General features: G+C 41.9%; 18 protein-coding genes and 1 riboswitch. Of the genes, 12 read left to right on the forward strand and 6 right to left on the reverse strand.

From position 1 onward, the window contains the following. Positions 1-58: 58 nt before the first annotated feature. Positions 59-262: riboswitch (cobalamin riboswitch) on the forward strand. A gap of 198 nt (positions 263-460) precedes the next feature. The 5 genes from FPZ43_RS01955 to FPZ43_RS01975 all read left to right on the forward strand — a co-directional run bounded on the left by FPZ43_RS01955 (position 461) and on the right by FPZ43_RS01975 (position 6,193). Next, complete coding sequence (locus tag FPZ43_RS01955) at positions 461-2,395, forward strand: TonB-dependent receptor plug domain-containing protein (protein WP_186461738.1); 1,935 nt, start codon at positions 461-463, stop codon at positions 2,393-2,395. Between the two features lie 7 nt (positions 2,396-2,402). After that, complete coding sequence (locus FPZ43_RS01960; RefSeq protein WP_146380161.1) at positions 2,403-3,485, forward strand: DUF5074 domain-containing protein; 1,083 nt, start codon at positions 2,403-2,405, stop codon at positions 3,483-3,485. A 50-nt stretch (positions 3,486-3,535) separates the two neighbouring features. Beyond that, entirely contained in the window at positions 3,536-4,102 is a 567-nt protein-coding gene (locus FPZ43_RS01965; protein WP_146380162.1) for a DUF6580 family putative transport protein, read from the forward strand. Between the two features lie 109 nt (positions 4,103-4,211). Next, positions 4,212-4,898, forward strand: a complete 687-nt coding sequence (locus FPZ43_RS01970; RefSeq protein ID WP_146380163.1) for an SIR2 family NAD-dependent protein deacylase — start codon at positions 4,212-4,214, stop codon at positions 4,896-4,898. Positions 4,899-4,933: 35 nt separating this feature from the next. Then, the gene (locus FPZ43_RS01975; RefSeq protein WP_146380164.1) at positions 4,934-6,193 is read left to right on the forward strand and encodes a S41 family peptidase; all 1,260 of its coding nucleotides are present in this window, start codon (positions 4,934-4,936) and stop codon (positions 6,191-6,193) included. A gap of 238 nt (positions 6,194-6,431) precedes the next feature. Here the strand turns inward: FPZ43_RS01975 and FPZ43_RS01980 are convergent, their stop codons facing one another. Continuing rightward, positions 6,432-6,680, reverse strand: a complete 249-nt coding sequence (locus FPZ43_RS01980; RefSeq protein WP_146380165.1) for a hypothetical protein — start codon at positions 6,678-6,680, stop codon at positions 6,432-6,434. Between the two features lie 5 nt (positions 6,681-6,685). Beyond that, positions 6,686-7,384 carry a DUF3291 domain-containing protein gene (locus tag FPZ43_RS01985; RefSeq protein ID WP_146380166.1) on the reverse strand — a complete coding sequence of 233 codons (699 nt, stop codon included), beginning with the start codon at positions 7,382-7,384 and terminating at the stop codon, positions 6,686-6,688. A 73-nt stretch (positions 7,385-7,457) separates the two neighbouring features. Between FPZ43_RS01985 and FPZ43_RS01990 the strand changes: the two genes are divergently transcribed. The 6 genes from FPZ43_RS01990 to FPZ43_RS02015 all read left to right on the forward strand — a co-directional run bounded on the left by FPZ43_RS01990 (position 7,458) and on the right by FPZ43_RS02015 (position 12,316). Next, on the forward strand, positions 7,458-7,940 hold the full coding sequence (locus FPZ43_RS01990) for a GAF domain-containing protein (RefSeq protein WP_146380167.1): 483 nt from the start codon (positions 7,458-7,460) through the stop codon (positions 7,938-7,940). Beyond that, on the forward strand, positions 7,933-8,586 hold the full coding sequence (locus FPZ43_RS01995; RefSeq protein WP_146380168.1) for an alpha/beta fold hydrolase: 654 nt from the start codon (positions 7,933-7,935) through the stop codon (positions 8,584-8,586). Before FPZ43_RS01990 ends, FPZ43_RS01995 begins: the two co-directional genes overlap by 8 nt. After that, positions 8,587-9,189: a DNA-3-methyladenine glycosylase gene (locus FPZ43_RS02000; protein ID WP_146380169.1), complete on the forward strand. Its 603-nt coding sequence runs from the start codon at positions 8,587-8,589 to the stop codon at positions 9,187-9,189. Positions 9,190-9,257: 68 nt separating this feature from the next. Continuing rightward, complete coding sequence (gene kynU / locus FPZ43_RS02005) at positions 9,258-10,544, forward strand: kynureninase (protein WP_146380170.1); 1,287 nt, start codon at positions 9,258-9,260, stop codon at positions 10,542-10,544. A gap of 5 nt (positions 10,545-10,549) precedes the next feature. Next, on the forward strand, positions 10,550-11,404 hold the full coding sequence (locus FPZ43_RS02010) for a bestrophin family protein (RefSeq protein ID WP_146380171.1): 855 nt from the start codon (positions 10,550-10,552) through the stop codon (positions 11,402-11,404). Positions 11,405-11,413: 9 nt separating this feature from the next. Next, positions 11,414-12,316 carry a histone deacetylase family protein gene (locus FPZ43_RS02015; RefSeq protein WP_146380172.1) on the forward strand — a complete coding sequence of 301 codons (903 nt, stop codon included), beginning with the start codon at positions 11,414-11,416 and terminating at the stop codon, positions 12,314-12,316. On the opposite strand, the gene FPZ43_RS02020 is transcribed toward FPZ43_RS02015, so the two are convergent. Genes FPZ43_RS02020 through FPZ43_RS02035 form a run of 4 tightly spaced genes read right to left on the reverse strand, consistent with a single transcriptional unit; the run spans position 12,313 to position 15,306 of the window. Beyond that, a complete protein-coding gene (locus FPZ43_RS02020) occupies positions 12,313-13,689 on the reverse strand; it encodes an MATE family efflux transporter (RefSeq protein WP_146380173.1) in 1,377 nt (458 codons plus the stop codon). The two genes, FPZ43_RS02015 and FPZ43_RS02020, sit on opposite strands and share 4 nt — an antisense overlap. A 42-nt stretch (positions 13,690-13,731) precedes the next feature. Continuing rightward, entirely contained in the window at positions 13,732-14,355 is a 624-nt protein-coding gene (locus tag FPZ43_RS02025) for an AlbA family DNA-binding domain-containing protein (protein ID WP_146380174.1), read from the reverse strand. Between the two features lie 11 nt (positions 14,356-14,366). Further along, a complete protein-coding gene (locus FPZ43_RS02030; RefSeq protein WP_186461739.1) occupies positions 14,367-14,822 on the reverse strand; it encodes a GNAT family N-acetyltransferase in 456 nt (151 codons plus the stop codon). A gap of 1 nt (position 14,823) precedes the next feature. Then, entirely contained in the window at positions 14,824-15,306 is a 483-nt protein-coding gene (locus tag FPZ43_RS02035; RefSeq protein ID WP_315897955.1) for a PaaI family thioesterase, read from the reverse strand. Positions 15,307-15,506: 200 nt separating this feature from the next. On the opposite strand from FPZ43_RS02035, the gene FPZ43_RS02040 reads away from it, so the two are divergent. Next, entirely contained in the window at positions 15,507-15,710 is a 204-nt protein-coding gene (locus FPZ43_RS02040; RefSeq protein ID WP_146380176.1) for a hypothetical protein, read from the forward strand. The last annotated feature ends 229 nt before the right edge of the window (positions 15,711-15,939 follow it).

Below are 15,939 nucleotides of genomic sequence, written 5' to 3' on the forward strand. Positions count from 1 at the left end.
ATTGAAATTATATTAACTAAGCGCGATATTTGCAGCTTGCCCAATGGCACTTTTATAGTACATTTGCATCGCTTTAGGTTTTCGTATCAAAATTGGTTTTGGTACGGAATTAAAAGGGAATACGGTGAAAATCCGTAACTGTCCCGCAGCTGTAAGCTCTATTAACCACAACCCAATCTTTATGTCACTGCCGGCTTTGCCCGGTGGGAAGACAGGGCCAAGGGGAGCAAGTCAGAATACCTGCCTCAGCATTATATTATTCATAGCTTTCGTGGATTGAGGCTCGAATGTGGATTGGCTTTTAAAAAAGGAAGCAGCTATTTGCATTTCTGTACTTTTCCATATGCTGTGTGTATGCAATTACATGGCGCACGTACACTATTTAATCCTTTTCAGGAAACCGGCTTCAAGGCTGAGTTATTTGCTTTGGCCGCTTTTATGGTTTGTAAGCTTGGCTGCAATGGCCCAAACAGACACCACCTCACGAAAGTTAAATGAGGTTACTATAATTGCGACCAGTAGATTAAATAACAAAACTATTACGTCGGCTCAACAAATAAACTCTACAGATTTTATTAAACTAAATGCCCTGAACGTTGCAGATGCGGTGAGGAACTTTGCCGGTGTTAACGTGAAAGATTACGGAGGAATTGGTGGTTTAAAAACCATATCAGTTAGAAGCCTGGGCAGTACACATACTGCTGTTTTGTTAGATGGCGTACAAATAAACGATGCGCAAAACGGGCAAATAGACCTGAGCAAGTTTGTACTTACCAATGTAAGCCAGGTTGCCCTGTTCAACGGCCAGCCCGACGATCTGTTGCAGCCGGCCAGGGCATTTGCGGCAGGCAGTGTGCTAAGCGTTAAGAGCATTGTGCCGAACCTTAGTATTATCAAGCCATACCACGTGTTGGCTGGTGTTAAGGGCGGATCATTTGGATTGGTTAACCCGTATTTCCAATGGCAGCAAAGGCTGAATGCTAGTTGGTCCTTAGTAGCCAATGCCAATTACACTTACGCAAACGGGCGTTACAAATATAAAGTTGAAGGCGATGGCTCGGATACATTGGCTGTAAGACGCAACGGCGATGTTAAAGCTTTACAGGCAGATGCGGCAGTGTACTGGCATAAAAGCGACAGCAGCGATCTAACTGTTCGCTTCAATTATTACAACTCAAAAAGAGGACTTCCTGGTGCGGTCATCTTCTACAACCCATACACAACTGAGCGGCTTGAGAACGAAGATGCCTTTGTACAAGCAAAATATAGCCGCACATTTAAAAACAGCCTACGCATCTTGTTAAGCAGCAAAGTATCTCAACTTAAAACCCGCTATCTCGACCCTCAATTTTTAAACACGCAAGGTTATTTAGATCAGCATTACAGGCAGCGGGAGGCATATCAGTCAGCTGCTATTGCTTATCAACTACTGCCGGGTTGGGAAGTTTCATACGCTGTAGATGCATCGTATATTAAAATGGATGCAGATATCTACAACTACGCGTATCCGGGAAGGTTTACGCTTTTAAATGTTTTGGCCAGTAAGCTTACCAAAGGCAATTGGATGTTGCAGGGAAACCTTTTACAGACGAACATTGGCGAACGTGTTAAGCAGGGTAAACCCATGGCCTCTCAGTCGATATTAAAGCCTACACTAATGGCTTCGTTTAAGCCTTTCGACCATACTGGCTTATTGATAAGGGCATTTTACAAAGACATTTTTAGAGCGCCAACGCTGGACGAACTCTATTTCTACGCAATATTACCACGCACTATTAAACCTGAAGACGTAAAGCAGTACAACCTCGGTGCAACCTATCAAGTTAAAACAGATAACTTGTTGCAAGATATTGAGTTAACATCCGATGCCTACTATAACCATGTAGCCAACAAAATACTGGCTATACCCAACAAAAACCCCGCAATTTATTCGTTTAGTAATATTGGTAAGGTTGATATAAAAGGTATTGATGTTACGCTAAAAATTCAAACGCACCAAATAAGCAACTGGAGCTTATCGGCAGCGGCAAGTTATACCTTCCAAAAGGCAATTGATGTAAGCGACGAGTCATCATCAACTTACTTGCAGCAAATACCTTATACCCCTAAACACACGCTTGCGTTAAACGCCGGAGTAAACTGTAAAGCCTTCAGCATATACGTTAATCATCTTTTATCATCGCACAGGTACTATACGGGCAATAACCTGCCTGAATATCTTGTGCCGGGATATGGCGTCACGGATGCTTCGGCCATATATCACTTCAAAGCCGGAGCCATGCCGGCGCAGTTATCTGTAGAGGCCAACAACTTATCTAACAAAAATTATTCGATCATTAGGAGCTACCCTATGCCGGGGCGCTCATACAGGCTTTCATTTCAAATAACCATTTAATACATACATGAAACACTTTAACTTCAAAAATTTATTTACAGCAATTACACTTGTCGCCGCGTTGAGCGCCTGTAAAAAAGACAGGATAGTAGAACCAATTGACATCCCTGCCGAAAGGGCAGGCGTTTACATTTTAAACCAGGGTAATATAAATGCTAATAATTCAACGCTTACTTATTTCAATTATGCCACGCAAAGCAGCACGTCTGACATTTTTAGCGCTGTGAACGGTACGAAGCTTGGCGATACAGGTAACGACATTAAAATATACGGCTCAAAAATGTATATCGTGGTTAACGTATCAAGCACCATAGAAGTAGTTGACCCGAAAACTACAAAATCAATTAAGCGTATTAGCATGCTTAACGGTACCGCGGCCCGTCAGCCTAGGTATATCGTGTTTAATAAAAACAAAGCATTTATCTCATCTTACGATGGTACTGTGGCGGTTTTGGATACTGCAAGCCTTGCTATCGAAAAGTATATTACCGTAGGCCGCAATCCCGAGCAAATGGTTATCTCGAATAATAAACTTTATGTGGCAAATTCAGGCGGATTGGATTTTGGAAATCCGGATAAAACAGTGTCAGTCATTAACTTAAGCACGCTTACCGAAACTAAAAAAGTTGAAGTGGTTGCAAATCCAACCAGTATAGGTGCTGATAGTTATGGCCACGTTTACGTATTATCGAACGGCGATTATAAAAGTATCGCTGCAGGCCTCACCATCATAAACAATGCAACGGATGCGGTAACGTTGACAAGTGCCGACTTGGCCGGTGGTTATGGTTCGTCAATTGTAAATAATGGCGACTACATCTACTATATATCTGCAAGCAACGGAATTTTGGTTTATAACACCAAAACCCAAAAGGTAGAAAAGGAAAATTTTATTACTGACAATACTGCAATCACATCGCCTTTTAATATTGCTTACGATGATATTAACCAACAGCTGTTTGTTATGGATGCTAAAAACTATGCTACAAACGGGCAATTATTTGCCTTTGGTAAAGATGGTAAATTAGTAAAAGGTTATCCTATCACTACCGGCATTACACCAGGCGCAGTAGTTTTTGTAAATAAATAGCATTTTTGGGTTACAGGTATAATCAATAAATTTGCCCTATATAAATCACCATGTCGCTTCAAAAAACAAATGTTCGTAATTACGTATTGGTAGGCGCCGTAATTGCTGCTATAGCAATGCGCCTTGTAAATACGCAGGTACCCGCTCTAAGTAATTTTACGCCGGTTGGTGCGGTTGCTTTATTTGGCGGCGCGTATTTTACAGACAAGTGGAAAGCTTACCTTGTGCCCCTTATTACATTGGTGATAAGCGACCTTTTAATAAATTACATATACACTTCAACGTTTTTTGCGTTTTACGCAAGTTCACTCTGGATGTACGGATGTTTTATGTTGATGGTATACATTGGTAGCTTAATAAGGAAAGTAAACATCGGCAGCGTTGCAATGGCTTCATTAGCTGCTGTTTTGATACACTGGCTCGTTATGGATTTGCCGGTTGTTTATGGTATACCATTTACCTGGGCGGGTTATGGTGCACTGTTAGTTAAAGCCATTCCGTTTGAGTTGAATATGCTTATTGCTGATGCAGCGTACGGAGCAATACTGTTTGGCGGCTTCGAACTTGCAAAAAGCAAATACACACTTTTACAACCTAAAAAGCAATTATCATTGTAAACAATCAGTTTACGCTATTAATGTAAAGGCGGCTATGCGATGAGCATAACCGCCTTTTTACTTTTACTAAGAATTTGATTTGTATATTTCCGTTTTAAACGTTGAAAAGATGAAAAGGGTAGTAGTGCTTACCGGAGCGGGAATAAGTGCCGAGAGCGGCCTAAAGACGTTTAGAGATAGTGACGGGTTATGGGAGGGTTACAACATTGAAGACGTTGCCACGCCGGAAGCATGGCAAGTAAATCCCGCGCTGGTGCAGGAGTTTTATAACATGCGCCGACGAGACGTATTAAATGCCAAACCTAACATTGCCCATAGCGCCTTGGTTGAGCTTGAGCAACATTATCACGTAACTATTATCACTCAAAATATTGATGACCTGCATGAGCGCGCCGGGTCGGCCAATGTACTGCACCTGCATGGCGTAATTACCCGGTCACAATCAAGCATCAATCCAAATCTTACTTACCCTGTTAACGGCTCGGAAATCAAGATGGGCGAAACATGCGAATTGGGTTCGCAATTACGGGCACACGTTGTTTGGTTTGGTGAGCCGGTGCCTTTGATCGAGAAAGCCGCTCAAATTTGTACCGAGGCAGATATCTTCATTGTGGTGGGGACTTCCCTTGCCGTATACCCAGCTGCAGGGCTTGTAAATTACGTACCTGCAAACGCTGTCAAATACATTGTCGATCCTAATATACCCGCTATTCACAACGGGCGTATCATAAATATTCCTACTAAAGCCTCAGAAGGGGTGCCAAAACTGGTTGCAGAACTAGTAAACGAAGCTTAAATAAACTATCATAACTTACTGTAATATAGATATTAATGAAGTTTAAATACACATTACTCAGCTTTATAATTTTGTTATTGCCTTTAGGAGTAATGGCCCAAGATGTTAGCGCCTATCAAGAGGATGTTAAAAGCCTTTACGGAATAGTAAAGCAACTGCCCTCATACAAAGCCCAAATAACAGGCGATACTGAAATTGCTTACCATAAACTTTATGAGCATTTACTTGTCGAAAAACCGGTGAGCGATTTCGATTATTTTATAAAGCTTACCAGGCTAATGGAGCCGATAAAAGATAACCATGCCTATTTGTCCCAGGTGGCTAAAACCGTAATTACTCAAGCACAACTCGCGGATACCGCTTTCATTAAGGTGTACAAAGCTTCACCGGAATTTAGAAACTATCCTAGTAGCAGGGTAAATCTTGATAAATTAACAAGCGTTTTGAAAGCCAAGCCCGTTAGCGATGTTGAGGGCATTTACTATTATGGGCAACGATATCTTACCATTGGGGTTTATCGGACGGCTAAGAAAGATAGTCTGGTAGGGGTTGTACTGGGAAGTAGATTGCCGCATTGGCAACCCGGGCAAATAGCTATTGTATTAAAAGAATATCAACTAAACAGGTTTAGATGTTATGCCGCACAAATTGGAGGGAAAGCATTTGGTTTTTTGCGCAATGAGAAATTTATGCACGGTAACCTTACCGAAACCCGTTACCGCAAAAATCCTGAAGCAGTTGACTATGTAAACATCAGTGATGACCTGCCTAAGTTTCATTTCAAATCCTTATCCGGCGGTATCAAATACATGCGCCTAGGTAGCTTTTCATCTAATGAGAAAAATGTAGCCTTTGCTCAGCAATTTTATGATATGGTCAAAGATTCGCTGAGCGCCAATAAGGTCATTGTCGACTTGCGTAACAACGGGGGAGGCGGTTACAAAGCTTCAGGCAATTTTATAACAATGCTTCAAAAGTTTGCCATGAATGCTGGCCATATTTACATCATTGTAAACAACCGCACAATGAGCGACGCCGAGCGGTTTACTATTCGCCTGAGAGGGTTTGATAACGTAAAGGTACTCGGCGAAAATACTAACGGAACCATTGCTTACGGAAACAACACCGGCCGGTCAGACACGTTGCAAAGCCGACGCTATATGTTATATATTACAGATATGCCCGACCAGCGGATGTATGTAAACTATGAAGATATTGGTTTCAAACCAGACGTGTTACTCAGCCCAAAAAGAGATTGGATAGAGCAGACTTTGGAATTAATCGCCAAGCAATAACAAATCAAATATTTCGACAATTATGATCCCAAATTAAATTTGGTATGCCGTATTTATATTGTTTAGTTAATTGATTTTCATTTGTTTGTAAATATTACTGAATGGGATTATTGATGTCTTTCTTAAACGATTTATTTAATATACTATTTGAAGGACTTATAAACCAAATAAAATTTTGCTAAGATTTGATTGGTGTTGTATCACCCTGCTTCACAGGAACTTATGTTTTGTATTTACATCAGTAATTATACCTGTAGTAGGCGTCTAAATAGTCCCTTTGCATTTGATTAAAACGGTCGGCAATCAATTTTAAAAACGCTTCATCTAATATTTCGAATACGCTGTTTACGCCCTCTGTTAAGTCCATCTCGGGAATTTTATAGGTTTGTTCAAGCGTTCCTTTTTCCATTTTAACAATGAACTTTTGGTTCATGCTCATAATGGTTATCTTAAATTCGGGATGGGGTAATTCGGCAATAACTCTCATAAAGTTTATTTTAACAGGCCGGCTAAGGGGTCTTCGCCATTTAACAAGCCTTCACTTTTTATAATGCGGAAACGGGCGAAAAGCTCTTCGCTATACCAGCCCTCGCTCCGGGTTTTTTTAATTACCTCAGCATGTTGTTTGCTGCCATAAGCAAACGCTTTCATCTGCTCAAGATCCGTCCAGATTGAAAATGTTGCCTGTCGATAAACCGGTGCTTCGCCAACACCAAACGATGCAATATATCCCGGCGCTTTTGTCATCAAGGCTGCCACTTCATCAACATGAGACCAAAAGTTTTTAAGCCTGCTCATTTTAATTGTAGCACGGGTAAGCACGGCAACTGGCCCGGGCGGCACCGCGCTTTTAGGTCTTCCGAAAGGTTCTTTTCCGTCCCATTTGCCGTGGCTCTGCAACGGTTCGCATAAAATGGTCCAGGTTTCGGTTGCCAATGTTCTCCACCAGCGGCTCACAAAAGATGAACGGCTAAAATTTTCAAAATCTTCCTGATTGTCCCAAACCGCCAGGAGGCCCCATTGCTGCCAATCAGGTTGCAGATCAAAGGTTCCGTTGTGACCGCTACCTAACAGTTTCCAAAAGGAGCAACCGCTTTGCAACATCATAGGCAAACGGTGCACTGCCATGGCCATTAATGCAAATGGTACAAACGCTTTTCGGTAACGAACTATAGTAAGGCTAACAATCATTAACCGCTAAATAAAATATTAAATATGATATTTACCTTATTTACTTTCATTACCGCATCATTACTTTTGTTTTATGGCAGAAGACTTAAAAATCATCACTACAGCAAGTAAAGAAGAACAGTACAAATCAATCATTCCACAGATAGAAGCCCTATTGCAAGGCGAACCCGATTTGGTAGCTAACCTGGCTAATATATCCGCGGCGCTTAAAGAGCAATTCGATTGGTTTTGGGTTGGGTTTTACCTTGTTAAAAATGAACAGTTGGTTTTAGGTCCGTTCCAGGGCCCGGTGGCCTGCACGCGTATATTAAAAGGGAAAGGCGTTTGTGGTGCTTCATGGGAGCAAGCCAAAACTTTGATAGTGCCCGATGTTGACGCGTTTCCCGGCCATATTGCCTGCAGCTCATTGTCACGCTCAGAAATCGTATTACCGCTGCTCCAGGATAACCGTGTGGTAGGTGTACTCGACGTCGACAGCGCCGACCTTGCCGCATTTGATGAAGTGGATGCACAGTATCTTGAACAAATCATAGCGCTAATAAACTTTAATGACTAAAGTTTTTATGATACCCGGCTTAGGTGCCGATAGTAGGTTATGTAAGAATATCATCTTGCCCAATGGCTTTGAATGCATATTGATCGAATGGCTCGAACCATTACAAACTGACAGTTTAGAAACTTATTCAAAAGCTATTGTAAAACAATACGTTATAAAGAATGAGGATATACTCATTGGGGTATCGCTTGGCGGAATTTTGTCGGTAGAGATAGCGAAGCAATTGCATATAAGCAAGCTTATACTTATTTCAAGTATTAAAACCGATAGCGAGGCACCCCTTTATTTTCAATTTTTCAGAAATCTGCCGGTTTACAAAGTCATACCCGGCGGACTTATAAATCACTTGGGAGTATTGATAAAGCCAATGTTTGGTAAAATGCTACCGAATGATCTTGCTTTGTTTAAAAGTATGCTGAGCAATTCTTCACCAGTGTTCATGAAGTGGGCGATGAGTGCGGTTCTTCAATGGCGTAACAGCACAATTCCACCCAATCTTTACCATATCATCGGTGATAAAGACCTCGTATTTCCTCATAAAAACATTGTTAACCCAACAGCGGTTATTAAAGGCGGCACACACATTATGGTGTTCGACAGGGCCGACGAGATAAATGCCCTGCTTGCCGATATTTTAAACCGATAAATGAAACTCCCGCAAAGTTATTACCAAAGTAATGATGTAGTTGAGCTGAGCCGCGATTTGATAGGTAAGTACCTCTTTACTTTTATAGATGGAGAACTTACCGGCGGTATCATCACCGAGACCGAAGCTTATGCCGGTGTTATTGACAAAGCATCACATGCATATCGCGGACGCAACACGAACCGTACCCAAACCATGTACCTTGAAGGGGGAGTTTCTTACGTTTATTTATGCTACGGCATTCACGAAATGTTTAATGTAGTAACATCTGCAGAGGGCCAACCCCATGCTATTCTGATCAGGGCAATAGAGCCAACCGATGGGATAGAAGCAATGCTCGTGCGTCGTGGTATGGAAGTTTTAAAACCAAATATTACCAAAGGCCCGGGTTCTGTCACTAAAGCGTTGGGTATATCCCGTAAAATCAACGCCATTAGTTTGGAAGGTGATACCATTTGGATCGAAGATCGGGGGTGCCACTATCCTGATGAACAAGTTGCAGCGGGCCCACGTATTGGCGTTGCTTACGCTAAAGAGGATGCTTTGCTGCCTTACCGCTTTTATGTGCGTAACAACATCTATGTAAGCAAGCCCAATAAGTAGTCGTCTTGTATTATTTTATATGCAGCCCTAAGTAATAAAGCGCCACGGCATTTTAGTAATATTGAACAATGAATTATCAAAATAATCTTGAGTTTGCACAGCAGTTAGATGCAGAAGATGAGCTTAAGCAGTATCGCGACAGCTTTTTTATACCGCAGCACAACTCGCAGAATGCAGTGTATCTGTGTGGCAACTCTTTGGGATTGCAGCCTAAAAGCGCAGGCAGCTATATACAGCAGCAACTAAGAAACTGGCAGCAACATGCTGTTGAAGGGTGGTTCCAGGGAGATGAGCCATGGTTGAGTTACCATAAGGCATTATTGAATCCGTTGGCGGGTTTGTTGGGCGCTCAACCGGCCGAGATTACCATCATGAATTCGCTTACAGTAAATCTTCATTTACTGATGGTAAGTTTCTATAAACCAGCAGGTAAACGCATTAAGATATTGATGGAGGCTGGTGCATTTCCATCAGACCAATATGCTGTTGAAAGCCAGGTAAAATTTCATGGATTAGACCCGGTAGACTCGATCATCGAGATATTTCCGCGCGAAGGTGAAGTAACACTACGCACCGAAGACATCTTAAGCAAAATAGCAGAGAACGCCGAGGAGATAGCCCTGGTGCTGTTTAGCGGAATAAATTACTATACGGGCCAATTGTTTAATATGCCCGCTATTGCCAATGCAGCGCATGAGGCAGGTGCGTACGTGGGGTTCGATCTTGCACACGCTGCCGGTAACGTGGAATTGCAATTACACAACTGGGGAGCTGACTTTGCATCATGGTGTTCTTATAAGTACATGAACTCGGGTCCGGGGGGCATAAGCGGTATATTTGTGCACGAAAAGCATTTTAATGATGATAGCCTTGATCGATTTGCGGGCTGGTGGGGATACCGCCGCGATAAGCAGTTTTTGATGGCACAGGGCTTTGAGCCGGAAGTAGGTGCCCAGGGATGGAACGTGAGCACAAGCCCTATTATACTAATGGCCATGCATAAGGCTTCGCTTGATATATTTGAACAAGCAGGAGGCATTAAACTTTTACGAGCCAAAGGCGATATGCTTACCGGTTATCTTGAGTTCCTGATAAAGGAAATCAATCTTAAGCACGGTGAAGATTTGTTCACAATCATTACTCCAAGCAACCAATCAGAGAGAGGAAGCCAACTATCGGTGGTGTGTAAATATCGGGCTAAAGAAACCTTTAATTACCTGGCCGATAACGGCGTAATTGGCGATTGGCGCGAACCGGATGTAATTCGCATGAGCCCTGTTCCATTGTATAATACGTTTGCCGATGTTTATAAAGCTGCAGCAACTTTGGCTCAATCTGTAATCGACCTTAAATAAACGCAATGATCTATTACAATCCGAAACTTTGGTTCTCCTTTATCTTCCAGGTGCATAAAGGCGATACCTTGCGTAAACTGTTCCCGCTTATGGTTTCGGTTGCTGCGTATGCAGGCTTGGTTACTTGGTTGATTACGGATCTATTGCACGTGCCCGATACCAATGTGCTTAAAAAAGTAAGCTTTGTGCACCAAACCATTGGGTTTATGTTTTCCTTGTTACTGGCTTTCCGCATAAATTCTGCCTATGATCGCTGGTGGGAGGGCCGCAAGCTATGGGGCAGCCTTGTTAACAACAGCCGTAACCTTGCTATCAAACTCAAGCACCTTGTTGGCAAGGATGATGCAGCATATTTTAATTATAGTATTGCGAGGTACGCAAGGGCGTTAAAAGATCATCTTCGCGACACGTACACTAATGAAGAGCAAACTTTTATGCAGCTGGACAGCAACAAACACGTACCTAATCAAATTGCCTCTTCAATAATTGGCAGGATATATAAACTGAATCAAGCTGGTATTATAAATCCGGAGCAATTGGTAAGTATCACCACCGAAATTACTTCGTTTACTGATATTTGTGGTGCCTGCGAACGGATCAAAAAAACACCCATTCCTTTTTCGTACAACGTATTTATAAAGAAATTCATTTTTACTTATATCATTACACTGCCGTTTACCTGGGCTTTTGATTTAAAGTATTTTGTAATGCCTTGCATTGCGTTTATACTTTTTGTATTTGCCAGTATCGAGCTTATTGCCGAAGAAATTGAAGACCCGTTTGGTAAAGATCCTAACGATTTACCATTGGATACCATTTGCCAGAACATTGAGTTACACGTAGGCGAAATTTTAAGCTAATATCCCTCTATGCTGAAAATAGCCTACCATCCAATATACGCGCATCCGCTACCACCGGGGCATCGCTTCCCGATGCTAAAGTATGAGCTGATACCTGCCCAGCTCATTCACGAGGGCGTGATAGGTTCCGAAAATCTTTTTGCACCAGAATCGCTGGATGAGGAAATTATCCTGCTAACACATGATAAAACATACTGGGAGCAATTGCGAGATTTAACACTGCCCCCAAAAGAACAGCGCCGTACCGGGTTTCCCTTATCAGCACAGTTGATAGAGCGGGAGATTTGTATAGCCCGGGGCACTATTGATGGTTGCCACTTCGCCATGCAGCATGGTGTTGCCTTTAACGTTGCAGGTGGTACGCACCATGCTGGCAGCAATTGGGGAGAGGGCTTTTGCCTGTTAAATGATCAGGCAATGGCAGCTAACTATTTATTAAATAGTGGTTTATGTAAATCAATATTAATTGTTGATTTAGATGTGCATCAAGGTAATGGCACCGCTCAGATATTCAAAAATGAGCCGCGTGTTTTTACCTTCTCTATGCATGCCGATAAGAATTTTCCGTTCAGGAAGGAGCGATCTGACCTCGATATACCTTTACAGGACGGCATAGCCGACGACAGATATTTGGAGCTTTTGCACGATACACTTCCACGCTTAATTGATGAACAGCAGCCGGACTTTATATTCTACTTGTCAGGCGTTGACGTTTTGGCTACAGACAAGTTGGGTAAACTTGCTTTAACACAAGCAGGCTGTAAAGAACGTGACAGGGTTGTACTTGAGTTATGCAAACGCCAAGGCGTACCCGTACAGGTTAGCATGGGTGGTGGATATTCGCCTGATATAAGGAATATTGTGGACGCCCATTGCAATACATACCGGGTGGCAACCGACCTCTACTTTTAAATAATAGTAGCGCTTCCGTGGTTATTAGCGTGCTTTTTGCTGATGATTTGAAAGCGGACGAAAAGCATTACCGATGCTGCCATTAGCCCGGACACCAGTCCAAACCAAACGCCCATAACGCCGAAGTTGTAAACTATACCCAACAGATAACCAATAGGCAAACCGATTATCCAGTAAGAGATAAATGTTATAATGGTAGGCACCTTAACGTCGCCAATACCACGCAATACACCAAGGCCTACTACCTGCGTACCATCAAACAACTGAAAGAATGCTGCAACAATTAACAACTGCGACGCTATTGCTGTAACTACGCTGTCTGTGGTGTAAAGCCATGGAAGCCATTGATTGCAGATGGTGAAAATAACGGCCGTAACGCACATAAAACCAATTACGATATGGTAATTGGATATTGCCGAAAGGCGCAGTTTAATATGATCGCCGGAGCCAAAATAATTCCCTGAGCGTATTGCCGCTGCTGATGATATGCCGCTGGCCATCATATACGTCATGCTGGCTAATGATAAGGCTATTTGATGTGCCGCCTGCTGCACGGGGCCAATAGTACCTATAATAATTGATGCGCCGCCAAATGCGCTTACCTCAAAAGTTGCTTGCATGGCTACGGGCACACCGATTTTGAGTATCTGCCTGATGCGATCCCATTCAATATTTCGCAGTGCAAATTCTTTAAGATAGTTTTTGAACAGGGGGGAGCGGAATACATAAAAGCCCATTGCCACGGCCATTAAACACCTGTCTATAAGTGTTGAGTAGCCAACGCCACGTATCCCCATTGGTGCAATACCAAACATTCCTTTCACCATCACAATGCCTAAAATGATGTTAAGCACGTTGCCAGCAATAGTTATGTACATGGCCTGTTTGGTGAAGCCTAATCCCTCTGCAAATTGCTTAAACGTAACAAACACCATCAGCGGAATAATGGAGATAGTAAGCAACGTCAAAAACGGCTTCGCTTGCGCAACTACCGCAGGCGCCTGGTGCAGCTTATCTATAAAAAGGGTAACGCCTGAATAGATCAGGGCAAACAATAAAATGCCGGTAATTATATTCAACAGCAGGCTGTTGCTTAGTAGTCTGCCACATTCAGCATAGTTTTTACGGCCATTGTGTTGGGCTATCAATGGCGTAATACCATAACTTATCCCAAGCCCAATTACCAAAGGCACAATAAATATACTGATAGACAGTGATACACCTGCTAACGCATTAGTGCCTGCAAACTGACCAACTATAATAGTATCTGACAGTTGCACCAAAGTATGCCCAATTTGTGAAAGCACAACAGGAACGGCAAGCTTAAGGCTGTCGCTGTAATAGAACTTATACTTATGGTATATGGCTTTCATTTGCTGATTGGGGCAGCAAAGGTAACAAAAGCCTGTGGCATATTAGCTTGCTGTATAAAACTCCTCTTTTTCGGTAGTATGTACACGTATCACGCCAGATAATACCAAGTTAACCAGGATACGCTGCGCCCTTCGGCGCCCAATATTAAGTAACTCACAAAATTGTTTAACATTTATCCGTTCTGCCTTGTCAAGATGCTCCAACAGCGCCTTTTCTTTTGATGAGTATTCTATCAGCACGCCTTCGTTACTTGAAGATTGCCGCAGCACATCCACAACGATTTTACTGGCAAGTACACTTTTATCTTTTACACGAATGTATACCCACCATTTGCCATCTTCTGCAAGGGAGTAGTGTGGCTTGTCTTTACTTTCCGGAATGTCTACCACCAATACAAGTTTGTCATCGTAGTAAACTTCCTCAAAAATCGGGTCGAGCGCCGGCCGTGCATAAAAATTAGCTGCTTTGGTGATCATGTAGCGTTCTTCATCTTCAGATTTTACGCCCTTTATTGTACCGTCATCAAGCACACCAATAAGTAAGCGGCCGCCAACATTATTCGCAAATGACACCATCGTTTTCGCGATTTTTTCGCAACTGGTGATGGTTTTTTTAAAATCAAGTGAAACACCTTCGCCCTCTAATATCTGTCTTCGTAAATTCATTGTTTCCCGTTTTAATTTACTTTGTAAGGCGTAAAAATCTGCATCCAACGCTCCGGATTATTAATTTCGCTAAAGCCAAATTGCTTGTATAGGCCGTGAGCATCTGCCGTGGCTAATGACCATCGGCGCAAACCTTGCAAATCCGGATGAGCCAGGATAAATTGTACCAACCATTTTGATAAGCCAATCCCCCTGTGGGCCGGCAAAACAAATACATCGCATAAATAAGCAAATGTTGCTTTATCTGTTACAACGCGGGCAAAGCCTAATTGATTGCTGTCTTTATAGATGCCAAAACACAACGAGTTATCTACCGACCTGTTGAACACATCTTTATTTAAACCCTTGGCCCAGTAAGAATGGCTGGCCAGATAATCATAAACGGCGTCGCGGTCAATTAAATTGTTATCGGTAGATATCTGGTAGCCCTTGTCAAGGAAATAGGCATCGTTCATTATAACTGCCATTTTAAAATACTGGTTGATAAGTTAGGTCACGCACATAAACCTCTATAGCCACCGCTGCGCAAACCTCGTTTTTTTTATTATACATTTCAATATGGTACACCTTCTCAAACTTCCCAATAGCTGTCAAAATCTCTAAGGCTTCGTTTACCTCATCATCCGTCAATGTAATCTGAAAAAATAGATTAGTTAAAGCTGGTTTAAGAAAATCTACTCTAACAGATTTTGACCATATTCTTAACTTTTTTTCTCCTTTTCGGTCAAGCAAATGGCTAAACATTACAGGATAAAAAGGGTCGGCGGCCGTCATTATAGTACCGCCAAAAATAGAGCCGTTAGGGTTTTTATTTAGTAAGCTCTTATTTACTTTTACATTTACTTGCTTGAAATCGTCATAAAACCCTATAACCCAAATCCGCTGAAAAAAAAGAGGAGGGTAGAGGCGCATTAACCATTTTAAAGTATTCTGTGACACTACCATCTGCATTAAATATCAGAAAAATAACTGCCAATACTAAGTTTTGTATTAGTATGTTTTCAACAAATACGTTTGATTGACAATTATGCCCAGTCATTCAACGCGAAATTTTAGAAAAGTAATTGCCCAATAATTAAAACAACTTATAACATAAGCGGTTATAATTACTTAAGTTAACATTTGATTATCAACTTCAAACTAATATCAAAATGAAAAAGCAAATTTTAAGCTTCGCCTTGGTCGCGACAATGATTGGTACAATTGCTGCAGGTTGTAGCTCAGAAAAAGCTGCTGGTAGTGGATCTGATAGCTCGGCTACTGATTCAACAGCTACCATGGCAACGCCAGCTGCAACAACTGACACTGCCATGAAAACTGATACAATGACCAAAGACACTACTAAAAAACCATAATTTTTTGGCACAACAAAAAAAGCCGGACTTGTTTGAGTCCGGCTTTTTTTGTTTTTTGACTCGATGGTTTAAGTTGCGACTTACAAAACAAACTTTCTCGTACGGTTATAACGAAATCAATTATAGATTTTGAGCAACCTTAATATACCGCTCACCAGTTATTTCCTCGCAATATTAATATCTATAAAACCAAAAATGCTTGAATCACGGTTCAAATAAATTTTATTAT

Origin of the sequence: Mucilaginibacter pallidiroseus (genome assembly GCF_007846085.1) — a bacterium.
Classification (GTDB): Bacteria; Bacteroidota; Bacteroidia; order Sphingobacteriales; family Sphingobacteriaceae; genus Mucilaginibacter; species Mucilaginibacter pallidiroseus.